Raw genomic sequence first — 20,856 nt, 5'->3', positions numbered from 1 at the left:
GTCTCGGGCGGTCCGGGGAACGACTCCCGCGCCCGACGATTGAATCGCCTTCGCAACGGTTGAGGCGGTTCGGATGGCGGCGCGCGCATATTGGCAAGGGCAGATCCGGCTGGCGCTGGTCTCGATTCCGGTCGAAATCTACTCGGCGACGAAATCGGGCGCGCAGATCAGTTTCAAGCAGATCCACGAGCCGACCGGCAAGCCGATCCACTACGAGAAGGTGGTGACCGGCGTCGGCCCGGTCGACGCCGCCGAGATCATGAAGGGCTATGAGGTCGCCAAGGGCGAGTTCGTGCTGCTGGAGCAGGACGAGATCGACGCGGTGAAGCTCGAATCGAAGAAGACGCTGGAGCTGACGCAGTTCGTCGATGCGTCCGAGATCGACGTGCTCTATTACGAGAAGCCTTACTTCGTCGTCCCCGCCGACGATCTCGCCGAGGAGGCCTTCATCGTGCTGCGCGAGGCGCTGCGCCGGGCGAAGAAGGTCGGGCTGGGCCAGCTGGCGCTGCGCGGCCGTGAATATGTGGTCAGCCTGAAGCCGTGCGGGCGCGGCATGGTGCTGGAGACGCTGCGCTACGCCGACGAGGTCAACAAGGCGCAGAATTATTTCCGCGAGATCCCGGACGACACGCCCGACCCCGAGCTGCTCGATCTCGCCGGGGCGCTGATCGACCGCAAGACCGCCGCCTTCGATCCCAAGGAATATCACGACCGCTATGTCGACGCGCTGCGCGACCTGGTCGAACGCAAGCGCCAGGCGCACGGCAAGAAGATCATCGAGGACAAGGATGCCGGCGGCGGCCGCTCCGGCAGCAACGTCGTCGACCTGATGGCGGCGCTCAAGAAATCGATGGAGGGCCGCGGCGGCGCGGCGAACGACGACGCCGCACCCGCGCCGGCCAAGAAGCCCGCCGCGCGCAAGTCGGCCGCCAAGAAGCCGGCGGCCGCCGCGCCGTCCAAGGCGGAAGCTGCCGCTCCGGCGAAGAAACCCCCCGCCCGCAAGCGGGCGTGATGGCCGCTGCCGATCCCCTCGCGCGCTACAACGCCAAGCGGGACTTCGCGAAGACCGCCGAGCCCGCGGGCGAGTTCAGGCCGGGCGACGGCGACAGCTTCATGGTCCAGAAGCACGACGCGTCGCGGCTGCATTGGGATTTCCGGCTGGAGCTGGACGGGGTGCTCAAGAGCTGGGCGGTGACGCGCGGCCCCAGCCTGGACCCCGACGCCAAGCGGCTCGCGGTGCGCACCGAGGATCACCCCATCTCCTACGCGACGTTCGAGGGGACGATCCCCAAGGGCGAATATGGCGGTGGCACGGTGATGCTGTGGGATCGCGGCACGTGGACGCCGGTGCCGGGCAAGGACCCGCGCAAGACGCTCGCGGAAGGGCACCTCCACTTTACGCTTCAAGGCGAGCGGATGCGTGGCGAGTGGCTGATGATCCGCCTCAAGCCGCGCGGGAAAGAGAAGGCGGAGAACTGGCTGCTGCGCAAGATCGACGACGGCCATGCCGGAGGGACGGATGCGCTGACCGAAGAGGCGCTGACCAGCGTCGCCACCGGCCGGACGATGGTGGAGATCGAGACCGGTGCTGCTCCCAAACTCCTCCCCGGGACGGGGAGGGAGACCACGCGGCGCAAGCCGCGTGGTGGCGGGGGCTCGGCACCAGGGGGCGCCGATAGCACGGAGCCCCCTCCACCACCGCGCCAGGGGGCGCGGCGGTCCTCCTCCCGGTCCCGGGAAGGAGCGAAGCTGCCGGCCTTTCAGGAACCGCAGCTCTGCACCCTCGTGGACAGTGTGCCGGCCGGCTCGGCCTGGCTGCACGAGATCAAATATGACGGCTACCGCGCGCTGATCGCCGTCGGCGGGGGACGAGCGAAGGTCTACACGCGCTCCGGCCTCGACTGGACGGACAAGTTCGCCGGGATCGCCGAAGCCGCCGCCGCGCTGCCCGTCGGCTCGGCGCTGATCGACGGCGAGATCGTCGCGTTCAAGGACGGCCGCCCCGACTTTTCGACATTGAAGGACGCGATCTCGACCGGCGGCGCGATGACCTGCTTCGCGTTCGATCTGCTCCAGCTCGACGGCGAGGACCTGACGGGGCTGCCTAATGTCCAGCGCAAGGAGCGGCTGCGCGGGATCGTCGGCAAGGACGACGAGCGGCTCCAGTTCGCCGAACATGTGCTCGGCGCCGGGGAGGCGCTGTTCGCGCGGATGTGCGCGGAGGGGCTGGAGGGGGTTGTTTCCAAGCTCGCCGACGCGCCTTATCGCGGCACCCGCTCCAGGGCCTGGCTCAAGGCCAAATGCACGCAGCGGCAGGAGTTCGTGATCGTCGGCTGGACCGCGTCGGACAAGAGCCGCGGCTTCCGCTCGCTGCTGCTCGGCCTGCACGAGGACGGCAGGCTGCGCTATGCCGGCAAGGTCGGGACCGGCTTCGACCAGGACATGATGGCCGACCTCTCCGCGCGCATGGCGAAGCTGGCGCGCCCGACGCCCACCGTCGAAGCGCCGCGCGCGGCGGTCCGCAACGCGCACTGGGTGGAGCCCGAACTGGTCGCCGAGATCGCCTTTGCCGAGGTGACCCCAGACGGCGTGCTGCGTCACTCCAGCTTTTTCGGCCTGCGCGGCGACAAGCCGGCTGCCGAGGTGGTCGCCGAAATCCCGGCGCCGCCGCCGCCGGCCGTCACGACCAGCGTCAAGGTGAGCAGCCGCGACCGGCTGATCTTTCCGGACTCGGACGTGACCAAGGGCGATCTGGCCGATTATTACGCCCTGATCGCGCCGGCGATGCTGCCCTGGGTCGGCGGCCGGCCGGTCAGTCTCGTCCGCTGTCCGCAGGGCCGCGGCAAGCATTGCTTCTTCCAGAAGCATGACGCCGGCGCGTTCGGCGACCAGGTTCATCAGGTGGCGGTCCGGGAAAAGGACGGCTCGACCGAGGATTATCTCTGGGTCGATGCCGCCGATGGCCTCGTCGCCTGCGTGCAGATGGGCACGATCGAGTTCCACGGCTGGGGATCGACCGTCGCCGCGCTGGAAAAGCCGGACCGGCTGGTGTTCGATCTCGACCCGGACGAAAGCCTCGACTTCGCTGCCACCAAGCGCGCCGCCGAGCACCTGAAGAACCAGCTCGCCGAGCTGGGGCTCACCAGCTTCCCGCTGCTGTCGGGCGGCAAGGGGGTGCATGTCGTCGTGCCGCTGAAGCCGCGCGCGGAGTGGCCGGCGGTGCGCGACTTCGCCGAGCGCTTCGCCCGCGCACTGGCGTCCGCCGAGCCGGACCGCTTCGTCGCGGTGATGACCAAGGCCAAGCGGACGGGGCGCATCTTCATCGACTATCTGCGCAACGGCCGCGGCGCGACCGCGATCATGCCCTATGCCGCGCGCGCCCGCGCCGGCGCGCCCGTCGCGGCGCCGGTCAGCTGGACGGAGCTGCGCGACCTCGACTCCGCCCATCGCTGGGGCGTGCGCGACGGCGCGGCGCTGCTGGCGCGCGCGAACAGCCGCGCGTTGCAGGGCTGGGGCGTGGCGGACCAGGAATTGCCGGATTTTTGAAGGGTAGTGGCAGGTAGCAGGGAGGAGCCGTCAGGGGTCAGGCACAGCGCGGCTCCCTGGATCAACTTCGCGGCTACCGGTTACCTGCTACCTCTAAGTCATTGCATCGCAGCATCGGATGGAAGACGATCGCCTGGTCATGGCGACCCAGCCCGCCCCGCTGTTCGATGCGCAGAGCCACGCTGCCCGGTGGCTCGCCGAGTATCGCGCGCGCGCGCCGGCGGAGGACGTGCTGGCGGCGGCGCCCGATCCGGCCTGGGCGACGATGCTGGCCGAGCTGGCCGCCGTCGCCTCCGACGACCTCGATCATGCCCGCGAGCGCGTCCGCCGTCATGCCGCCGATATCGGCATCGGCTTCCGCACCGTCGGCGAGGCGGAGGAGCGCCCCTGGCCGGTCTCACCCGTGCCGCTGCTGATCCCCGCGGCCGAGTGGGACGGCATCGCCGCCGGCGTCGTGCAGCGTGCGGAGCTGCTGGAGGCGGTGCTCGCCGACCTCTACGGCCTGCAGCGCCTCGTCGCCGACGGCCGGCTGCCCGCCGCGGTGCCCGCCGGCAGCCCGCTCTACCTGCGCCAGCTGGTCGGCCTGCCACCGCCCGGCGGGCGCCATCTCCATTGCGTCGCCGTCGATCTGGCGCGCGGCCCGGATGGCCGCTGGCGCGTGCTCGCCGATCATCTGCGCGCGCCGGCGGGCGTGGGCTATGCGCTCGAGAACCGGCTGGCGGTCAGCCGCACGCTGGGCGGGCTGGGCGAGCGGCTGAACGTCCAGCGTCATGCGCCGTTCTTCGCCGCGCTGCGCGCCGGCCTCGCGGCCATGTGTCGCCGCGCCGACCCGCGCATCGGGCTGCTGACGCCCGGCCGCTACAGCCCGAGCTATGCCGAGCAGGCGCATCTGGCGCGCTATCTCGGCTTCCTGCTGGTCGAAGGCGCGGACCTCGCCGCGCTGGACGGCAAGCTCTACGTCCGCACCGTCGCCGGGCTGAAGCGGATCGACGCCCTGTGGCGACGGGTCGATCCGCGACTGCTGGATCCGCTCACCTTCGACACCCGCTCGCAGATCGGCGTGCCGGGGCTGATGGACGCCTGGGCGGCGGGCCATCTCGTCCTCTCCAACGCGCCGGGCGCGGGCATGCTGGAGGCGCGCGCGTTCGCGGCGTTCCTGCCCGCGCTCGCCGAGCCGCTGACCGGCGCGCCGTTGCGGCTGCCACAGGTGGCGACCTGGTGGTGCGGGCAGGAGCGCGAGCGCGCGCAGGTCGAGCGCGACCTGGACCGCCTCGTCATCGCCCCAGCCTTCGCCGATCCGCCGCTCGGCCTGCCCGGCGGCGAGCCGGTCGCAGGCGCCGCGCTGGACGGCGCGGCGCGCGCGGCGCTGCTCGCCGATCTCGCGCGACGACCGCAGGATTATGTCGGGCAGGAGCCGGTCCGGCGTGCCACGATGCCGGTCGTGATCGGCGCCGCGCTGGCGCCGCGCCCGTTCACGCTGCGCGTCTTCGCGGCGCGCGGGGCCGATGGCGGCTGGACGGTGCTGCCCGGCGGCTTCGCGCGGATCGGCGAGGAGGCGGACGCGCCCACGGCGGTGATCGGCGAGGGGAGCTGGTCCGCCGATGTCGCGGTGTTCGGGCCGGAGCCGGTCGCGCCCGTCTCGCTCCTGCCCGCGGCCGATACGCTGGCGGTCCGCCGCAATCCCGGCACGCTGCCGAGCCGGGTCGCGGACGACATCTTCTGGCTGGGCCGCTATCTGGAGCGGGGCGAGACGCTGCTGGGCGCGATCCGGCTGCTGCTCGGCGATTCCATCGACGCGGCCGGCGGCGCCGTGCTCGCGCCCGAGACGGTCGGGCGGCTGGTCGGGCTGATCGTCGGCATGGGCGCCGCGCCGCCGCCGCCCAGCGTCGCGCGCCAGCACCTGACGGCACTCGCCCGCACCGCGATCGAGGCGACGGGCGACAGCTCCGTCGCCGGCATCAACGCCCAGGCACGTCGCCTCGGCGATGGCATGCGCGACCGGCTGTCCGCCGACATGATCCGCCTGCTGGAGGCGCCGTTCCCCACCCAGCGCGGCATGCTGGACCGCACCGGTACGCTGCAGCGCCGCTATGCCGCGATCGCCGGGCTCGCGGCCGAGCACATGGTCCGCACCGACGCCTGGCGCTTCCTCGATCTCGGCCGCCGTCTCGAGCGGGGTCTCGCGATCGCGCGCGCCGTGCGCCTGTTCGGGCTGCCCGGCGGCGCGCCCGATGACTGGTCGGTGCTGCTCGACCTCGCGGACAGCCAGATTTCCTACCGCCAGCGTTACCTGACCGGCATTGCGCGCGTGCCCGTGGTGGATCTGGTGGCGCTGGACGGCGGCAACCCGCGCGCGCTCGCCTTCCAGCTCGCCTGCATCGCCGCGCGGCTCGGCGAGCTACCGGTGCTGAGCGACGACGGCATGGCCGAGCCGCAACAGGCGGAGGCCGCCGCGCTGGCGGCGCTGGCAGCCGCCGCCGGCGCCGCGACGGTGGATGCCGACTGGCTGTGGGAGGTCGAGCGGCGGCTGGCGGGCCTGTCCGACGCGGTGGCGCGGCGTTATTTCCTGCGCGGCGCGGAGCCGCTGCGCGCCGGCGGGCTGACGCTCGCCTGATGATCTACGCCATCCGCCACGTCACCTGTTTCACCTATGCCGAGCCGGTCGGCTTCGCGCGGTGCAACCTCCGGCTGCATCCGATCGCCTGGCCCGGCCAGCGGCTGCTCGACTACCGCCTGACGGTGCAGCCGGCGGGGACGGCCAGCCGCGCCCCGGTCCAGACCCCGCTTGCCAACGTGACGCGGCTGGTGATCGACCAGCCGGTGACCGACCTCACGATCGAGAGCGTCGCGCATGTCGACGTGGACCGCTGGGTGCCGATGCCCGGCGTGGGCGATCCGACGCTGGCGGAGGTGGCGGCGATGGCGCGCGCGAGCGGCGACCCGGCGCCGGACGGTCCGGCTGCATTCCTCTACCCCTCGCCGCGCATCCCGCTCGATCCCGCCATCGCGGACTGGTGCGCCGCCGATCTCGCGCCCGGGCGCAACGCGCTGGAGGCGGGCATCGCGCTCGCGCGTCGCATTCAGCGGGAGATCGCCTTCGACGCCACCGCCACGCTGGTCGATACGCCGCCCGCCCAGGCGTTCGCGCTGCGCAAGGGCGTGTGCCAGGATTTCGCGCAGATCATGATCTCGGGCCTGCGCGCCGCCGGGCTGCCGGCGGCCTACGCCTCGGGCTATATCCGCACGCTGCCGCCGCCCGGCGAGCCGCGCCTGGTGGGCGCCGACGCGACCCATGCCTGGGTGCTGCTGTGGTGCGGCCCGGCGCAGGGCTGGATCGGGCTCGACCCGACCAACGGCATCTGGATGGCGGGGGACCATATCGTGATGGCGGTCGGCCGCGATTACGCCGACATCGCGCCGGTGGACGGCGTCGTGCTCGGCTCGGGCGCGCAGCGGATGGAAGTCTCCGTCGACGTCGCGCCGATCGAGGAAGACGACGTCGTTTCCTCTCACGACCGGGGTGAAGAGGGTTATTCCTTGCCCGTCACCGCATTGTCGTTGCCGACGTCGTCATCGTCCGCGCCGGTGCCCGAATAATCGATGTCGGTCTGGCCGCCATGGCCCAGGAAGCCGCCCCCCGGCTGCTTGCCCGATTGCGGGTTCGGATAGGCGCCGCCCGCGCTCTCGCCGCCGCCCGCCGTCTTGCCCGGCGCGTCCTCGACCCCGTCCTGCCGTTCCGCCATCATCATACTCCTTCGCGCGCCTAACGCGCGGGCAGGTCGTTGCGCTCCCCGCGCGGCTGCCCCACATAGTCGGGTAATACACTGGGGACCCAAATGGCCGATCCGTATCAGACCTTGGGGGTGGCACGCGGCGCGTCCGAGGCCGACATCAAGAAGGCATACCGCAAGCTCGCCAAGGAGCTTCACCCCGACCGCAACAAGGACAATCCCAAGGCGTCCGCACGGTTCAGCCAGGTGACCAACGCCTATGACCTGCTGAGCGACAAGGACAAGCGCGCGCGCTTCGACCGCGGCGAGATCGACGGCGACGGCAACCCCGCCGCGCCGTTCGGCTATGGTGCGGGCGGGATGGGCGGGCGCGCGCAGCCGGGCGGCCCAGGCGGCGGCTTCCGCAGCCAGGGCTTCGAGTTCGGCGGCGACACGGCGGAGATGGGCGACATTTTCGAAGGGCTGTTCGGCGGGCGCGGCGGCGCGGGCGGCGGCGGCTTCACCTCCGGCTTCGGCCGTCGCGCCGCCGCCGCCAAGGGCGCCAACCTCTCCTATCGGCTGCAGGTGCCCTTCGTCGACGCCGCGACGCTCGCGCCGCAGCGGGTGCAGTTGCCCGACGGCGCGCTCGACCTGAAGCTGCCCCCCGGCGTCGAGACCGGCACGCAGATGCGCCTTGCCGGCAAGGGCGAGCCCGGCCCCGGCGGCGCCGGCGACGCGCTCGTGACGATCGAGGTGCAGCCGCACCGCTTCTTCACCCGCCACGGCGACGACATCCGCCTCGACCTGCCGATCAGCCTCAAGGAGGCCGTGCTGGGCGGCCAGGTGCGCGCGCCCACCGTCGAGCGGCCGGTCAACCTCACCATCCCGAAGGGCACGTCCTCCGGCCGCACGCTGCGGCTGAAGGGCAAGGGCTTTCACAGGAAGGGCGGCGGCCGCGGCGACCAGCTCGTCACGCTGCAGGTGATGGTGCCGGCCGGCGACGCGGCGCTGGAGCAGTTCGTCGACGGCTGGTCAGGGGCGGACGGGAACCCGCGCACGGTGATGGGCGTCTAAGCCCGCGTCGTGGCCACCAGCGAGATCGCTCCAACACTCACGCCGGAGGACCGGGCGAAGCAGCAAGGTCGCCTCCGCCGCGAGCTCGATCGACTAAGGCCTGGCGAGGCGATGCTGGAGGTGGTGAAGCGCGCGGCGGTCGGCGTCTTCAACGACGGCTTCATCCACGCCGGCAACCTCGCCTACCTCGCCTTGATGACGCTGTTCCCGTTCTTCATCACGGCGGCGGCGGTGTTCTCGGTATTGGGGCAGAGCGCGACCGCGCAGAGCGCGGTCGTCACCTTCCTCCACACGCTGCCGCGCGAGACGGCGGTCATGCTGCGCGGGCCGATCGTCAGCGTCATCACTTCGAGGACCGGCTCGCTTCTGTGGATCGCCGGGGCGGTGGGGCTGTGGACGGTCTCGGGCTTCATCGAGACGATCCGGGATATCTTCCGTCGCGCCTACGGCACCAAATCCTCCGCGCCGTTCTGGCGGGCGCGGCTCGCGTCGTCCGGCGCGATCGTCGGCGCGGTGGTGCTGGCGATGCTGTCGTTCCTCGTTCAGGGCGTGCTGACCGGCGCGGAGCATTTCATCTACACCCTGATCCCCGGTACCGAGCGGATCGCCGACTGGCTGGGGCTGTCGCGCTTGATTCCCGGCGCGATCATGTTCGGTGCGCTCTATCTGCTCTTCTATCTCTGCACGCCGTCCAAATACCGACGCACATCCAGCCGGAAATGGCCCGGCGCGCTGTTCACCGCGGGCTGGTGGATCGGCATCACCGCGCTGCTGCCCTTCGTCCTGAAGCTGCTTGGGGGCTATGGCGCGACCTATGGCAGTCTGGCGGGGGTCGTCGTCATGCTGCTGTTCTTCTGGCTGGTGGGGCTCGGCTTCGTCTTCGGCGCGCACTTGAACGCGGCGCTGGCGGAACCGCGCGAGGCGGCGCAAGAAGGCGGCGACGCGGCGCAGAAGGCCGACGATGTGGCGACGGGAGCGGAAGCGGGGGCAGTGAAGACGTGACCGGACTGATGCAGGGCAAGCGCGGGCTCATCATGGGCCTGGCGAACGACAAGTCGCTGGCCTGGGGGATCGCGAGGAAGCTGGCCGAGCAGGGCGCCGAGCTGGCGTTCAGCTATCAGGGCGAGGTGATGGAGAAGCGGGTCCGCCCGCTGGCCGAGGAGCTCGGCATCGCGCGGCTGTTCGAATGCGACGTGGCCGACATGGCGGCGCTCGACCGCACCTTTGGCGCGCTCGCCGTCGCCTGGCCGCAGATCGATTTCGTCGTCCACGCCATCGGCTTCTCCGACAAGAACGAGCTGCGCGGCCGCTATGTCGACACCAGCCTCGACAACTTCCTGCTGACGATGAACATCAGCGTCTACAGCTTCGTCGCGGTGGCGCAGCGCGCCGCCCGCATGATGCGCCCGGGTGGCAGCATGTTGACGCTGAGCTATTACGGCGCGGAGAAGGTCATCCCGCACTACAACGTGATGGGCGTCGCGAAGGCGGCGCTGGAGACGAGCGTGCAGTATCTGGCGGTCGATCTCGGCCGCGACGGCATCCGGGTGAACGCCGTTTCCGCCGGCCCGATCAAGACGCTGGCGGCGAGCGGCATCGGCGACTTCCGCCTGATCCTGAAATGGAACGAGCTGAACGCGCCGCTCAAGCGCAACGTCACGATCGACGACGTCGGCGGCGCAGGCGTCTACCTGCTGTCCGATCTGGCCAGCGGGGTGACGGGCGAGGTTCATCACGTCGACGCCGGCTACCACGTCATCGGCATGAAGGCGGAGGACGCACCGGACATCGCGCTGGTGTAGATGCCGGTCATCTTCCGTCAGTCAGGCTATCGCTTTCACTTCTTCTCGTTTGAGGGCAGTCCGAGGGAGCCGGTGCACATACACGTGTCGAGACCTGGCGGCACGGCGAAGCTGTGGCTGTATCCCGTGTTGAGGATGGCCTATAACCGCCGTCTTGACCCGCGCGAGCTGCGCCTCATCGAGCAGATCGTCGTCGAGCGGCGTGAGGAGATCGAACGTGAGTGGAACGCATTCTTCGCCCGAGCCGACAATGGTCAGATTTGACGACGACTCGATGTGGGTGACGCTTGAGGACGGGCGTACGATCGGTGTTCCGCTGGTCTGGTTCCCCAGGCTTCTTCATGCAACGCCTGCCGCGCGTGAGGATTGTTTTCTGTCGCCCAGCGGGATTCACTGGGACGGCATCGATGAGGACATCGCGGTGGCAACCCTTCTTTCCGATCGCTGGGTAGTCGGAGCGCCGGCGCAGGCCGCGTGAGCTTCAACACCTTCGGCCGGGTCTTCCGCTTCACCACCTGGGGCGAGAGCCACGGGCCGGCGCTGGGCGCGGTGGTGGACGGGTGCCCGCCGGGGCTGGCGCTCGCCGAGACGGACATCCAGCCCTGGCTGGACCGGCGCCGCCCCGGCCAGTCGCGCTTCACCACCCAGCGGCGCGAGCCCGATCAGGTCCGCATCCTTTCCGGCGTGTTCGAGGGGCGCACGACGGGAACGCCGATCAGCCTGATGATCGAGAATGTCGACCAGCGCTCGAAGGATTATCGCGAGGTCGCCGAGGCTTATCGCCCCGGCCATGCCGACTATGCGTACGACGCCAAATACGGCGTTCGCGACCATCGCGGCGGCGGGCGCTCGTCGGCACGCGAGACGGCGGCGCGGGTGGCGGCGGGCGCGGTGGCGCGGCTGGTGATCCCGCACGTCCGCGTCCGCGCCTGGGTGGAGGCGATCGGCGGCGATGCGATCGACCCCGCCATGTTCGATGATGCGGAGATCGACTGCAATCCGTTCTTCTGTCCCGATGCGGACACCGCCGTCCGCTGGGAAGCGCTGGTCGACGGCGCGCGCAAGGCGGGGTCGTCGCTGGGCGCAGTGGTGATGTGCGAGGCGATCGGGGTGCCGGCCGGCTGGGGCGCGCCGCTCTACGCCAAGCTGGATGCGGAGCTGGCGGCGGCGGCGATGTCGATCAACGCGGTGAAAGGCGTGGAGATCGGCGACGGCTTTGCGGCCGGCGCCGCGACCGGCGAGGCGAACGCCGACGCCATGCGGCCCGGCAGTGAAGGCCCGCGCTTCCTTGCCAACCATGCCGGCGGGATCGCCGGCGGGATCGCCACCGGCCAGCCGATCCGCCTGCGCGTGGCGTTCAAGCCGACCAGCTCCATCCTGACACCGGTCGAGACGATCACGCGCGCCGGCGAGGCGACCACCATCGCCACCAAAGGCCGCCATGATCCCTGCGTCGGCATCCGGGGTGCGCCGGTAGTAGAGGCGATGATGGCGCTGGTGCTTGCGGACCAGGCGTTGCTTCACCGCGCCCAGTGCGGCTGAGCTGGCCGGAACCCGGCCTTAACCAATACGTTGAGCTACCTTGAGTTTCTGTATCCTCAAGGAGAGAATTGCTATGAAACGCTATATGATTGCGGCCGCCATGCCGCTGCTGTTCTGCACTGCCGCGCTGGCCCAGACGACCTCGGGCTCGGGCAGCACGGGCTCGACGACGGGCGGCTCGACCGGCTCGACGATGGGCAGCTCGACCGGGTCTTCCACCGGTACGTCGGACACGAGCATGGGTCAGACCGGCGGCATGTCCGGCCAGTCTGCCAGCACGCCGTCGAGCACTTCGAGCACATCCACGCGGACGGGAACCCGCGCGTCGCGCCGCGGTTCGCGGGGTCGCTCGGGCGGATCGAGCACGACCACGGGGTCGAGCACGACCGACACCGGCACGATGGGCGGCACGATGGGCGGCACGACGGGCACCTCCGGCAGCAACACCACCGGCGTCGACACCCCGGGTTCGCCGGGCACCGCCGGCACGACCGGTGGGATGAGCGGGACGATGGGCGGCACCACCGGCGCGACCACGGGCACGATGGGCACCATGACCGGCACCACCGGGACGACGGGCACCACCGGCACGGCGGGCTCGACTGCCGGCGGCACGACGGCCACGCCGAAGTAAGCCTATGACGACGGCCGGGCGCACCGCCCGGCCGTTCGTCTTCAAGCGCGCGGGCGTGTCAGTCCGCGAACGGATCGCGGACCAGGATCGTGTCGTCCCGCTCGGGGCTGGTCGAGACCAGCGCCACCGGGCAGCGGATCAGCTCCTCCACGCGACGGATATATTTGATCGCGGCAGCCGGCAGATCGGCCCAGCTGCGCGCGCCGGCGGTGGACTCGCTCCACCCCTCCACCGTCTCGTAAACCGGCTCGACCGCGTCCTGATCGGCCGAATGCGGCGGCAGATAGTCCAGCTCGGCCCCGCGCAGGCGGTAGCCGGTGCAGATGCGCACCTCCTCGAACCCGTCGAGCACGTCCAGCTTGGTGAGCGCGATGCCGGCGATGCCGCCGACCGCCGCCGACTGGCGCACCAGCACCGTATCGAACCAGCCGCAGCGCCGCTTGCGGCCCGTCACCGTCCCGAACTCGCGCCCGCGCGTGCCCAGTCGTTCGCCGATCGCGTCGTCCAGCTCGGTCGGGAAGGGGCCGGAGCCGACGCGGGTCGTATAGGCCTTGGCGATACCGAGCACGAAGCCCACGCCCGCCGGTCCCAGCCCCGATCCCGCCGCCGCCGCGCCCGCCACGGTGTTGGACGAGGTGACGAACGGATAGGTGCCGTGATCGATGTCGAGCAGCACGCCCTGCGCGCCCTCGAACAGGATGCGCCGGCCGCGGCTGCGCGCCTCGTTCAGGTCGCGCCACACCGGCTTGGCGAACGGCAGCGCGAAGGCGGCGATGTCCTGCAGCTGCGCGAGCAGCGCGGCGCGGTCGATCGGCGCCTCGCCGAAGCCCGCGCGCAGCGCATCGTGATGCGCGAGCAGCCGATCGAGCTGCGGCTCCAGGCCGTCGAGGTGCGCGAGGTCGCACAGCCGGATCGCGCGCCGGCCGACCTTGTCCTCATAGGCGGGGCCGATGCCGCGCCGCGTGGTGCCGATCTTGCCCGCGCCGCTGGCGTCCTCGCGCAGCCCGTCCAGCTCGCCGTGGAGCGGCAGGATCAGCGCACAGGTCTCGGCCACGCTCAGCACCGCCGGCGTGACGGTGACGCCCTGCGCCTGCAGCCGGCCCACCTCGTCGCGCAGCGCCCAGGGATCGAGCACCACGCCATTGCCGATCACCGAGGGCGTGCCGCGGACGATGCCCGATGGCAGCAGCGACAGCTTGAACGTCTCGCCGCCGACCACCAGCGTATGCCCGGCATTGTGCCCGCCCTGGAACCGCACCACCAGATCGGCACGCTCGGCGAGCCAGTCGACAATCTTGCCCTTGCCTTCGTCGCCCCACTGGGCGCCGATCACCGCTACATTGGCCACGCGCTTATTCCTGGTTGTTGCGGGGGCGCGTTAAACGGTGCCGGGCCGAGCGTCCACGCAGCCATGCGGTGGAACGCAGGAAGCCAGTGACCTTGTCGGCTTGCGCGGGTGCCGCCCATCCGCTCGCTTCCAGTGGCGGACCTTCCCCGCGCGCGTTTAGTCGCAAGATGGATGGTTACCGAGGTGGCGTTACACGGGGTGGCAAGTGGGGCAGCGCCGCCGCCGCGCTGGTCGGCGCGCCGCTCTTCGGTATTCTCGTTCTCGTGGATGCGCTTGGCGACTGCGCCACGGGCCGTGATTGCCACAAAGGCTTTCTGGTCTACGTCGCTCTTCCGACGATCGCGATTGCGTTGTTCACCGGGTTGTCCGTCAGGGCGGTAATGAACCGCCCCCAGCGCAACGGCAGCTAAACACCCGAGCAACCGCTACGGCCGAGCCACCCCACGCGGTTCGCCGTCTCGCCACTCGTGCGTGCAGAGCTGCGCCGCGGACGTGTCGCCCTGCTGCAGCGCTGCGACCGTGACCCAGCCCTCGGCGCGCATGGCGGCCCCTACCTCCGCCGGGGTGCCGAGCGGCAGGAAGAGGCGGCGGCGCTCGGGGACCACATCGGCGGCGAGCGCGTCGGTGAAGAGGGAGAAGCCGGTGGCGGGCTCCTCCGCGCCGCTTTCGTGGACGATCGTGTAGGCGCCGCCGCGGCCGACCTCGCGCGGGGCGCCCGCGATGAACAGGGAGAAGCCGAGCCAGGATTGATATTCGAAGCCGTGCCGCTCGGTCGGGTCGAGCGTCCGCTGCACGTCCGGCCCGAGCGCCGCGACGATGCGCCCCAGCCCCGCGAGGCGCGAGGCGAGTGCGCCGGCGGCGTCGAACGCGCGCAGCCGGGCGAGCGCGGCGTCGAACGGCCCGGCCGCCTCGATCAGCGGCAGATAGGCCGGCGCGATCTCAGCCACCGCGCCCGCGTCCTTGGCGTCGAGCCGGTCGCGCAGCGCCCCGACGCGCTCCGGCGCGACCGGCAGTGGCCCGGCGGCGAGCGTGTCGACGAGGTCGGGCAGCGTGAAATCGATCGACACGCCCGTCGCACCCGCCGCCGCGAGCGCCTCGGCGGCGACGCCCACGATCTCCTGCGCGGCGGCGACGGTATCGAGCCCGATCAGCTCGCAGCCGATCTGTCGGCGTTCCCGTGCCGGAGCAAGCTCAGGCGCGCGCAGCTTCAGGATCGACCCCGCATAGGACAGGCGCACGGGGCGTGGGTGATGGCCCATCCGCGTCGCGGCGATGCGGGCGATCTGCGCGGTCAGGTCCGGCCGGATCGCCAGCGTCGCCTGGCTGACCGGATCGACGAAGCGCACCGCATCCCGCAGGCCACCCGCCTTCAGCCGCGCCGCCAGCCCGTCGGCGAACTCGGCCAGCGGCGGATCGGCGCGCTCATAGCCATGGCTGTGCGCGACGCCCAGCACCCGCGCCTCCAGCGCCGCCGCCGCGTCGGCATGCGGTGGCAGGCGATCGTGGAAACCAGAGGGCAGGAGCGCGGTCATCATTCCCTCGTCATGCCGGGCCCGTTCCGGCATCCACCGTCGTTAGCGCCGATCGGCTTAAACGCTTGGTCGAACGTGGATGCCGGGACAAGCCCGGCATGACGAGAGCTAGAATGTCAGCCCCATCACCGTTCGCACCCCCGGCAGCGCCTTGACCCGCGCCAGCAGGTCCGCCGTCACCGGCTCGTCGACCGAGAGCAGCAGCACGGCCTCCCCGCCCGCCGCGCGGCGGCCGAGGTGGAAGGTGCCGATGTTGACGCCCGCTTCGCCCAGCAGCGAGCCGAGCCGGCCGATGAAGCCGGGCGCGTCCTCGTTGACGACGTAGAGCATCGGCCCGGCCAGGTCCGCCTCCACCTTGATGCCGAACAGCTCGATCAGGCGCGGTGCCGCGTCGCCGAACAGCGTGCCCGCCACCGAACGGTCGCCGCCGTCGGTCGTCACGGTCACCCGGAGCAGCGTGTGGTAGTCGCCCTCGCGATCGTGGCGCACCTCGCGCACGTCGAGGCCGCGCTCCTTGGCGAGAAACGGCGCGTTGACCATGTTCACCGTGTCCGAATGGACGCGCATCAGCCCAGCGAGCACGGCCGAGGTAATCGGCTTCTGGTTGAGCTCGGCCGCCGCACCCTCCACCTCGATGGCGATGCCGCTGAGCCCGCCATGCGCCAGCTGGCCGATCAGGCTGCCGAGCTTCTCGGCCAGCGCCATGTACGGCTTCAGCTTGGGGGCCTCCTCCGCCGACAGCGAGGGCACGTTCAGCGCGTTGGTGATGCCGCCCGACGTCAGGAAATCGGCCATCTGCTCGGCGACCTGGATCGCGACGTTGACCTGCGCCTCCGTCGTCGACGCGCCGAGGTGCGGCGTCGAGATGAAGCCCGGCGTGCCGAACAGCGGCGAGGCGGTGGCCGGCTCGTCGACGAACACGTCGAGCGCGGCGCCGGCGATGTGGCCGGCATCGAGCCCCGCCTTCAGCGCCGCCTCGTCGATCAGCCCGCCGCGCGCGCAGTTGATGATGCGGACGCCCTTCTTGGTCTTCGCCAGGTTCTCGGCGGAGAGGATGTTGCGGGTCTGATCGGTCAGCGGCGTGTGGAGCGTGATGAAGTCGGCCCGCGCCAGCAGCGTGTCGAGATCGACCTTCTCGACGCCCATCTCCACCGCGCGCTCGGGGGTGAGGAACGGATCATAGGCGATCACGCGCATCCTGAGGCCCCGCGCGCGCTCGGCGACGATCGAGCCGATATTGCCCGCGCCGATCAGGCCCAGCGTCTTGCTGGTCAGCTCGACGCCCATGAAGCGGTTCTTCTCCCACTTGCCGGCCTGGGTGGAGGCGTCCGCCTCGGGCAGCTGGCGGGCGAGCGCGAACATGAGCGCGATGGCGTGCTCGGCGGTGGTGATGGAGTTGCCGAACGGGGTGTTCATCACCACCACGCCCTTGGCGGAGGCGGCGGGGATGTCGACATTGTCGACGCCGATGCCGGCGCGGCCGACCACCTTGAGGTTCGGCGCGGCGTCGAGGATCGCCCTGGTGACCTTGGTCGCGGAGCGGATCGCGAGGCCATCATACTGGCCGACGATCGCCTTCAGCTCGTCGGGCGTCCTGCCGGTGATCTCGTCCACCTCGACCCCGCGCTCGCGGAAGATCTGGGCGGCCCTGGGGTCCATCTTGTCGGAAATAAGCACCTTGGGCATGGGATGTTCCTTCTACCCTCTTCCTGCAGGGGAGAGGGACAGGCGCGTCAGCGCCAGGGTGAGGGGCAGGTGAGAGGCACGTTCGCGAGCTGTCCCTCTCCCCTGTCCGGAGAGGGACGAAGCGATCAGCCTTTCGCCGCGGCATAGGCCCAGTCGAGCCACGGGCCGAGCGCGGCGATGTCGGCGGCATCGACCGTCGCGCCGCACCAGATGCGCAGGCCGGGCGGGGCGTCGCGATAGCCGGCGACGTCGAACGCCGCCGCTTCGCCTTCGAGCAGTGCCGCCATCTTCTTGATGAGGGCCTCGTCCGCGCCCGCGACCGTCAGGCACACGCTGGTCTGCGAGCGGCTCGCCGGGTCGGCGGCGAGGTGGCCGAGCCAGTCGCGCGCCGCCACGATCCGATCGAGCGCGGCGGCGTTGGCGGCGACGCGCGCCTTGAGGCCGTCCGGCCCGAGATCGCGCGCCCATTCCAGGCACCAGATCGCATCCTCGACCGCCAGCATCGAGGGCGTGTTGATCGTCTCGCCCGCGAACACGCCTTCGGTGAGCTTGCCCTTGGCCGTGAGGCGGAACACCTTGGGCAGCGGCCACACGGGGGTGTAGCTTTCCAGCCGCTCGACCGCGCGTGGGCCCAGGATCAGCACGCCGTGCGCGCCCTCGCCGCCCAGCACCTTCTGCCAGGAGAAAGTGGCGACATCGATCCGGTCCCACGGCAGGTCGTAGGCGAACACGCCCGAGGTCGCGTCGGCGAAGCTCAGCCCTTCACGGTCGGCGGCGATCCAGTCGCCGTCCGGCACGCGCACGCCGCTGGTGGTGCCGTTCCAGGTGAACAGCACGTCGTGGCCCCAGTCGACCTGCGCGAGATCGGGAAGATGGCCGTATTCGGCGCGGATCACCGTCGGCTCGATCTTGAGCTGCTTGACCGCATCGGTGACCCAGCCCTCGCCGAAACTCTCCCAGGCCAGCGTCGTGACCGGGCGGGCCCCCAGCATCGTCCACATCGCCATCTCGAACGCGCCGGTATCGGAGCCCGGGACGATGCCGATGCGGTGGGTGTCGGGAAGGCGAAGCGCCTCGCGCATCAGCTGGATGCAATAGGCGAGCCGCTGCTTGCCGACTTTGGAGCGGTGCGAACGGCCGAGGCTGGCGGTGGCGAGCCTGGCGGCGTCCCAGCCCGGCGGCTTGGCGCAGGGACCCGACGAGAAGAAGGGGCGCGCCGGCTTGGCGACAGGTTTCACGGCGGCGGCAGGGGCCGCGAGGGTATCGGTCAATGCAACTCTCCTTGCAGAGAGCACGCGCGGCGTTGGGACCGCGTGGCCCGTCGACGGCGTTAAGGCAGGTGGCCGCGCCGCACAACCCGTTCGTCATGCCGGGCTTGTCCCGGCATCCGCCATCGTTCACTCAACCGGCATGACGGCTGGGTGCGAACGTGGATGCCGGCACATGACCGACATGACGATGCTCGTTCTGCTCGCGGCCTGCGGGCGGATCGAACGGCCGGCGGGGCAGGGGCCGCTCTCCCGCCCATCGGCGCGCGAGACGGCGCAGTGCCTGGCGGACCTGCGCAGCGAGGGCGTCGGCTTCCGCGCGCTGCCCGACCGCGACGACGGCAAGGGCTGCGGCCTGACCGGCGCGGTGCAGCTGACCGATATCGGCGTGCCGGTGGCCGGGCTGGGCGCGGTGCGCTGCGGCGAGGGGCGGGCGTTCGCCGCCTGGGTGCGCAACGCGGTCGCGCCGGCGGCCTTCCAGCTGCTCGGCAGCGAGCTGGCGCGCGTCGACACGTTCGGCAGCTATGCATGCCGCAACGTCGTCGGCTCCGCCGCCAACGCCGGACGGCGCTCGGGCCATGCCGTCGCCAACGCGATCGACGTCGCGGGGTTCAGGCTCGCGGACGGCCGGCGGGTGACGGTGCTCGCCGACTGGCGATCGGCCGATGCCGCGGTCGGCGGCTTCTGGCAGGCCGTCCATCGCTCCGCCTGCAAGCGGTTCGGCACGGTGCTGTCACCCGACTACAACGCCGCGCACGCCAATCACCTCCATCTGGAGGACGACGCCGCCCGGTTCTGCCGGTGACCGGTCGCGACTTGTGCCCGTCATCCGCGCGCCCTAACCGGCTGGGATGACAGACACCCGCGTTCCCTCCCGCGTTTTCCCGCGCGCCAAGCAGGATGCCGAGAGCGCCAAATCGGCGATCTCGACGCCGCAGACCGAACATCCTGCCTACCGCCTCGCGTTCCAGGACATGGATTTCCTGCTGCGCGAGGACCTGCGTCCCGTCCGCTTCCAGCTCGAGCTGCTCAAGGCGCAGCTGGTGATGGAGGAGGCGAAAATCGCGTCGACCTTCGTCTTCTACGGCTCGGCACGCATTCCCGAGCCCGACAAGGCGCAGGCGATGCTCGACATGGCGACCGACGAGCCGGGCCGCCGCCTCGCCGAGCGGCTGGTCGCGAAGAGCAAATATTACGAGATCGCGCGCGAGCTGGCGCGGATCACCAGCCGCCTGCCCCGCGACGAGCGCGGGATGCGTCACTTCGTCGTGTGCTCGGGCGGCGGCCCGTCGATCATGGAGGCGGCGAACCGCGGCGCCGCGGACGTCGGCGCGGAGTCGGTGGGGCTCAACATCGTCCTGCCGCACGAGCAGGCGCCCAACCCCTATGTCACGCCGTCGCTGTCGCTCCAGTTCCATTATTTTGCGCTCAGGAAGATGCATTTCCTGCTCCACGCGCGCGCGCTGGCCGCGTTTCCCGGCGGTTTCGGCACGTTCGACGAGCTCTTCGAACTGCTGACGCTGATTCAGACGGGCAAGATCCAGCCTATCCCGGTGCTGCTGTTTGGGCGCGAGTTCTGGGAGCGCGTGGTGAACTTTCCCGCGCTGGTCGAGGAAGGCGTGATCTCCGAGCGCGATCTCGCCATCTTCACGTTCGTGGAGACGGCGGAGGAGGCGTGGGAGGTGGTGCGCAGCTTCTACGAGGAGCGGGCCAGGGCCGAGCCGTCGCCGCCGTCATAGCGCGGCAGGCGGCCACGTCCGCCCGACTCGCGCAAGACCGGCCGGCGTAGCGCAGCGACGACCGACGACACGGCTTTGCTGCGCCCACCCGCCGGCCGGCCTTGAGCGAGTCAGCCGGTCGTCGCCGGCTACCGCTCAGCGGCCGACCTTCGCTCCCTGCGTCGCCGCGGCGGGGTCGACCGACGGTGCACCCGAGGCGGGCGTGCCGGTGTTGGCGATCGAGCCAGTGTCGGCGCGCCGATCGGTCGCGACGGCGTTGACGGCGGAGGTGGCGCCCGGCGCCGCGCCCCTGCCGGCACCGCCCTTAGCGCCACCGGGCGCGTTGCCACCGGCGGCCGCGTCCTTGCCCGCCGCGGCTGCACCGGCCAGCGGTGGCGGGGGCAGCGGCAGGTTCGAGCCCTGGCTGTTCAGATAGACGATGACGTTGGCGCGATCCTGCTCGTTGGACAGGCCGGCGAAAGTCATCTTGGTGCCGTCGGCGAACTTGCGGGGCGACGTGAGCCAGGCGTTGAGCTTGTCGAAGTCCCACTTTCCGCCAACGCCCTTCAGCGCCCCCGAGAAGTCATAGCCGGCGCGGCCCTGCGCGATCGCGTCGCCGACCACCGCATACAGGTTCGGGCCGACGCCGTTCGCGCCGCCCTGGTTGACGGTGTGGCAGGCCCCGCATTTCTTGAACACTTCGGCGCCCTTGGCGGCATCGGCGGTCGGCAGCAGCGCCGCGATCGGCACCTCGGCCACCGCGGCCGCGCCGCCGGCTTCCGCCATCGCCTCCACCGGATAGCCCGCCTTCTCCGGCGCCTCCGTCCGGAACACCATGCCGCCCACGATCGACAGGCCCAGCGCCGTGCCGAGCGCCGCCAGCGTCCAGCCAGCGATGGTGTTGGTCTTGTTGTCCATGCGCGTCAGCAGTCCCGAAGCCAAGTCGTTCCTGCCCTTAGAAAAGCCCCGCTGCCCTAGCAAGCCGCACGAGCCCGC

21 protein-coding genes are annotated in these 20,856 nt (G+C 71.0%); 13 read left to right on the top strand and 8 right to left on the bottom strand.

Features of this window, described 5'->3' with window-relative positions; genetic code table 11:
• Positions 1 to 73 precede the first annotated feature (73 nt).
• The 4 genes from ACFE64_RS06680 to ACFE64_RS06665 all read left to right on the top strand — a co-directional run bounded on the left by ACFE64_RS06680 (position 74) and on the right by ACFE64_RS06665 (position 7,143).
• Positions 74 to 1,012 carry a Ku protein gene (locus ACFE64_RS06680; protein ID WP_375391680.1) on the top strand — a complete coding sequence of 313 codons (939 nt, stop codon included), beginning with the start codon at positions 74 to 76 and terminating at the stop codon, positions 1,010 to 1,012.
• A complete protein-coding gene (ligD, locus tag ACFE64_RS06675) occupies positions 1,012 to 3,546 on the top strand; it encodes a DNA ligase D (RefSeq protein ID WP_375391679.1) in 2,535 nt (844 codons plus the stop codon). The genes ACFE64_RS06680 and ligD overlap by 1 nt, the downstream gene beginning before the upstream one ends.
• A 139-nt stretch (positions 3,547 to 3,685) precedes the next feature.
• Positions 3,686 to 6,160 (top strand): circularly permuted type 2 ATP-grasp protein, encoded by a 2,475-nt coding sequence (locus ACFE64_RS06670; RefSeq protein WP_375391678.1) that lies wholly within the window; start codon positions 3,686 to 3,688, stop codon positions 6,158 to 6,160.
• Entirely contained in the window at positions 6,160 to 7,143 is a 984-nt protein-coding gene (locus ACFE64_RS06665; protein ID WP_375391677.1) for a transglutaminase N-terminal domain-containing protein, read from the top strand. Before ACFE64_RS06670 ends, ACFE64_RS06665 begins: the two co-directional genes overlap by 1 nt.
• Here ACFE64_RS06665 and ACFE64_RS06660 read toward each other — a convergent pair.
• Positions 7,077 to 7,289: a hypothetical protein gene (locus ACFE64_RS06660; RefSeq protein ID WP_375391676.1), complete on the bottom strand. Its 213-nt coding sequence runs from the start codon at positions 7,287 to 7,289 to the stop codon at positions 7,077 to 7,079. The genes ACFE64_RS06665 and ACFE64_RS06660 overlap by 67 nt on opposite strands.
• A 93-nt stretch (positions 7,290 to 7,382) precedes the next feature.
• On the opposite strand from ACFE64_RS06660, the gene ACFE64_RS06655 reads away from it, so the two are divergent.
• From ACFE64_RS06655 to aroC, 6 genes are read left to right on the top strand one after another with little or no spacing between them, the layout of a single operon-like run.
• Positions 7,383 to 8,330: a DnaJ C-terminal domain-containing protein gene (locus ACFE64_RS06655; protein ID WP_375391675.1), complete on the top strand. Its 948-nt coding sequence runs from the start codon at positions 7,383 to 7,385 to the stop codon at positions 8,328 to 8,330.
• 9 nt (positions 8,331 to 8,339) lie between these two features.
• Positions 8,340 to 9,332 carry a YihY/virulence factor BrkB family protein gene (locus tag ACFE64_RS06650; protein ID WP_375391674.1) on the top strand — a complete coding sequence of 331 codons (993 nt, stop codon included), beginning with the start codon at positions 8,340 to 8,342 and terminating at the stop codon, positions 9,330 to 9,332.
• Positions 9,329 to 10,132 carry an enoyl-ACP reductase FabI gene (fabI, locus tag ACFE64_RS06645; protein ID WP_375391673.1) on the top strand — a complete coding sequence of 268 codons (804 nt, stop codon included), beginning with the start codon at positions 9,329 to 9,331 and terminating at the stop codon, positions 10,130 to 10,132. Before ACFE64_RS06650 ends, fabI begins: the two co-directional genes overlap by 4 nt.
• Entirely contained in the window at positions 10,133 to 10,396 is a 264-nt protein-coding gene (locus ACFE64_RS06640) for a DUF4160 domain-containing protein (RefSeq protein WP_375391672.1), read from the top strand.
• A gap of 10 nt (positions 10,397 to 10,406) precedes the next feature.
• Positions 10,407 to 10,610, top strand: a complete 204-nt coding sequence (locus tag ACFE64_RS06635) for a DUF2442 domain-containing protein (RefSeq protein WP_375391671.1) — start codon at positions 10,407 to 10,409, stop codon at positions 10,608 to 10,610.
• Positions 10,607 to 11,674 (top strand): chorismate synthase, encoded by a 1,068-nt coding sequence (aroC, locus tag ACFE64_RS06630; RefSeq protein ID WP_375391670.1) that lies wholly within the window; start codon positions 10,607 to 10,609, stop codon positions 11,672 to 11,674. The genes ACFE64_RS06635 and aroC overlap by 4 nt, the downstream gene beginning before the upstream one ends.
• Positions 11,675 to 11,755: 81 nt before the next feature.
• Here aroC and ACFE64_RS06625 read toward each other — a convergent pair whose 3' ends face one another.
• The 3 genes from ACFE64_RS06625 to ACFE64_RS06615 form a co-directional block, all read right to left on the bottom strand.
• Positions 11,756 to 11,914 carry a hypothetical protein gene (locus ACFE64_RS06625; RefSeq protein WP_375391669.1) on the bottom strand — a complete coding sequence of 53 codons (159 nt, stop codon included), beginning with the start codon at positions 11,912 to 11,914 and terminating at the stop codon, positions 11,756 to 11,758.
• Positions 11,915 to 11,917: 3 nt separating this feature from the next.
• Positions 11,918 to 12,298 carry a hypothetical protein gene (locus tag ACFE64_RS06620; protein ID WP_375391668.1) on the bottom strand — a complete coding sequence of 127 codons (381 nt, stop codon included), beginning with the start codon at positions 12,296 to 12,298 and terminating at the stop codon, positions 11,918 to 11,920.
• A gap of 68 nt (positions 12,299 to 12,366) precedes the next feature.
• Positions 12,367 to 13,656 carry an adenylosuccinate synthase gene (locus tag ACFE64_RS06615; protein ID WP_375391667.1) on the bottom strand — a complete coding sequence of 430 codons (1,290 nt, stop codon included), beginning with the start codon at positions 13,654 to 13,656 and terminating at the stop codon, positions 12,367 to 12,369.
• A 167-nt stretch (positions 13,657 to 13,823) separates the two neighbouring features.
• On the opposite strand from ACFE64_RS06615, the gene ACFE64_RS06610 reads away from it, so the two are divergent.
• Positions 13,824 to 14,066, top strand: coding sequence for a hypothetical protein (locus tag ACFE64_RS06610; RefSeq protein ID WP_375391666.1), 243 nt, complete (start codon positions 13,824 to 13,826; stop codon positions 14,064 to 14,066).
• 15 nt (positions 14,067 to 14,081) lie between these two features.
• Here ACFE64_RS06610 and ACFE64_RS06605 read toward each other — a convergent pair whose 3' ends face one another.
• The 3 genes from ACFE64_RS06605 to ACFE64_RS06595 all read right to left on the bottom strand — a co-directional run bounded on the left by ACFE64_RS06605 (position 14,082) and on the right by ACFE64_RS06595 (position 18,145).
• Complete coding sequence (locus ACFE64_RS06605; protein WP_375391689.1) at positions 14,082 to 15,188, bottom strand: ATP phosphoribosyltransferase regulatory subunit; 1,107 nt, start codon at positions 15,186 to 15,188, stop codon at positions 14,082 to 14,084.
• A 108-nt stretch (positions 15,189 to 15,296) separates the two neighbouring features.
• Positions 15,297 to 16,874 (bottom strand): phosphoglycerate dehydrogenase, encoded by a 1,578-nt coding sequence (gene serA, locus ACFE64_RS06600; RefSeq protein ID WP_375391665.1) that lies wholly within the window; start codon positions 16,872 to 16,874, stop codon positions 15,297 to 15,299.
• Between the two features lie 125 nt (positions 16,875 to 16,999).
• Complete coding sequence (locus ACFE64_RS06595; RefSeq protein WP_375391664.1) at positions 17,000 to 18,145, bottom strand: phosphoserine transaminase; 1,146 nt, start codon at positions 18,143 to 18,145, stop codon at positions 17,000 to 17,002.
• Between the two features lie 181 nt (positions 18,146 to 18,326).
• Between ACFE64_RS06595 and ACFE64_RS06590 the strand changes: the two genes are divergently transcribed.
• Positions 18,327 to 18,947, top strand: a complete 621-nt coding sequence (locus tag ACFE64_RS06590; RefSeq protein WP_375391663.1) for an extensin family protein — start codon at positions 18,327 to 18,329, stop codon at positions 18,945 to 18,947.
• 46 nt (positions 18,948 to 18,993) lie between these two features.
• On the top strand, positions 18,994 to 19,881 hold the full coding sequence (locus tag ACFE64_RS06585) for a TIGR00730 family Rossman fold protein (RefSeq protein WP_375391662.1): 888 nt from the start codon (positions 18,994 to 18,996) through the stop codon (positions 19,879 to 19,881).
• A 135-nt stretch (positions 19,882 to 20,016) separates the two neighbouring features.
• Here ACFE64_RS06585 and ACFE64_RS06580 read toward each other — a convergent pair whose 3' ends face one another.
• On the bottom strand, positions 20,017 to 20,802 hold the full coding sequence (locus ACFE64_RS06580) for a c-type cytochrome (RefSeq protein ID WP_375391661.1): 786 nt from the start codon (positions 20,800 to 20,802) through the stop codon (positions 20,017 to 20,019).
• Positions 20,803 to 20,856: the final 54 nt, after the last annotated feature.

The sequence above is a fragment of the uncultured Sphingomonas sp. genome, from assembly GCF_964250165.1.
Classification (GTDB): Bacteria; Pseudomonadota; Alphaproteobacteria; order Sphingomonadales; family Sphingomonadaceae; genus Sphingomonas.
The sequence above is the reverse complement of the archived record's forward strand: the minus strand, read 5'-3'. Positions and strand labels throughout refer to the sequence as shown.

Excerpts from the sequence above, each read along its gene's own strand:
- ACFE64_RS06590 (WP_375391663.1), top strand. The coding sequence starts at position 18,327 with ATGACGATGCTCGTTCTGCTCGCGGCCTGCGGGCGGATCGAACGGCCG.
- ACFE64_RS06655 (WP_375391675.1), top strand. The coding sequence starts at position 7,383 with ATGGCCGATCCGTATCAGACCTTGGGGGTGGCACGCGGCGCGTCCGAG.
- serA (WP_375391665.1), bottom strand. The coding sequence starts at position 16,874 with ATGCCCAAGGTGCTTATTTCCGACAAGATGGACCCCAGGGCCGCCCAG.
- ligD (WP_375391679.1), top strand. The coding sequence starts at position 1,012 with ATGGCCGCTGCCGATCCCCTCGCGCGCTACAACGCCAAGCGGGACTTC.
- ACFE64_RS06605 (WP_375391689.1), bottom strand. The coding sequence starts at position 15,188 with ATGACCGCGCTCCTGCCCTCTGGTTTCCACGATCGCCTGCCACCGCAT.
- ACFE64_RS06670 (WP_375391678.1), top strand. The coding sequence starts at position 3,686 with ATGGCGACCCAGCCCGCCCCGCTGTTCGATGCGCAGAGCCACGCTGCC.
- ACFE64_RS06665 (WP_375391677.1), top strand. The coding sequence starts at position 6,160 with ATGATCTACGCCATCCGCCACGTCACCTGTTTCACCTATGCCGAGCCG.
- ACFE64_RS06610 (WP_375391666.1), top strand. The coding sequence starts at position 13,824 with ATGGATGGTTACCGAGGTGGCGTTACACGGGGTGGCAAGTGGGGCAGC.
- ACFE64_RS06635 (WP_375391671.1), top strand. The coding sequence starts at position 10,407 with ATGTGGGTGACGCTTGAGGACGGGCGTACGATCGGTGTTCCGCTGGTC.
- ACFE64_RS06585 (WP_375391662.1), top strand. The coding sequence starts at position 18,994 with ATGACAGACACCCGCGTTCCCTCCCGCGTTTTCCCGCGCGCCAAGCAG.
- ACFE64_RS06625 (WP_375391669.1), bottom strand. The coding sequence starts at position 11,914 with ATGCTCGTGTCCGACGTACCGGTGGAAGACCCGGTCGAGCTGCCCATC.
- ACFE64_RS06660 (WP_375391676.1), bottom strand. The coding sequence starts at position 7,289 with ATGGCGGAACGGCAGGACGGGGTCGAGGACGCGCCGGGCAAGACGGCG.
- ACFE64_RS06640 (WP_375391672.1), top strand. The coding sequence starts at position 10,133 with ATGCCGGTCATCTTCCGTCAGTCAGGCTATCGCTTTCACTTCTTCTCG.
- ACFE64_RS06680 (WP_375391680.1), top strand. The coding sequence starts at position 74 with ATGGCGGCGCGCGCATATTGGCAAGGGCAGATCCGGCTGGCGCTGGTC.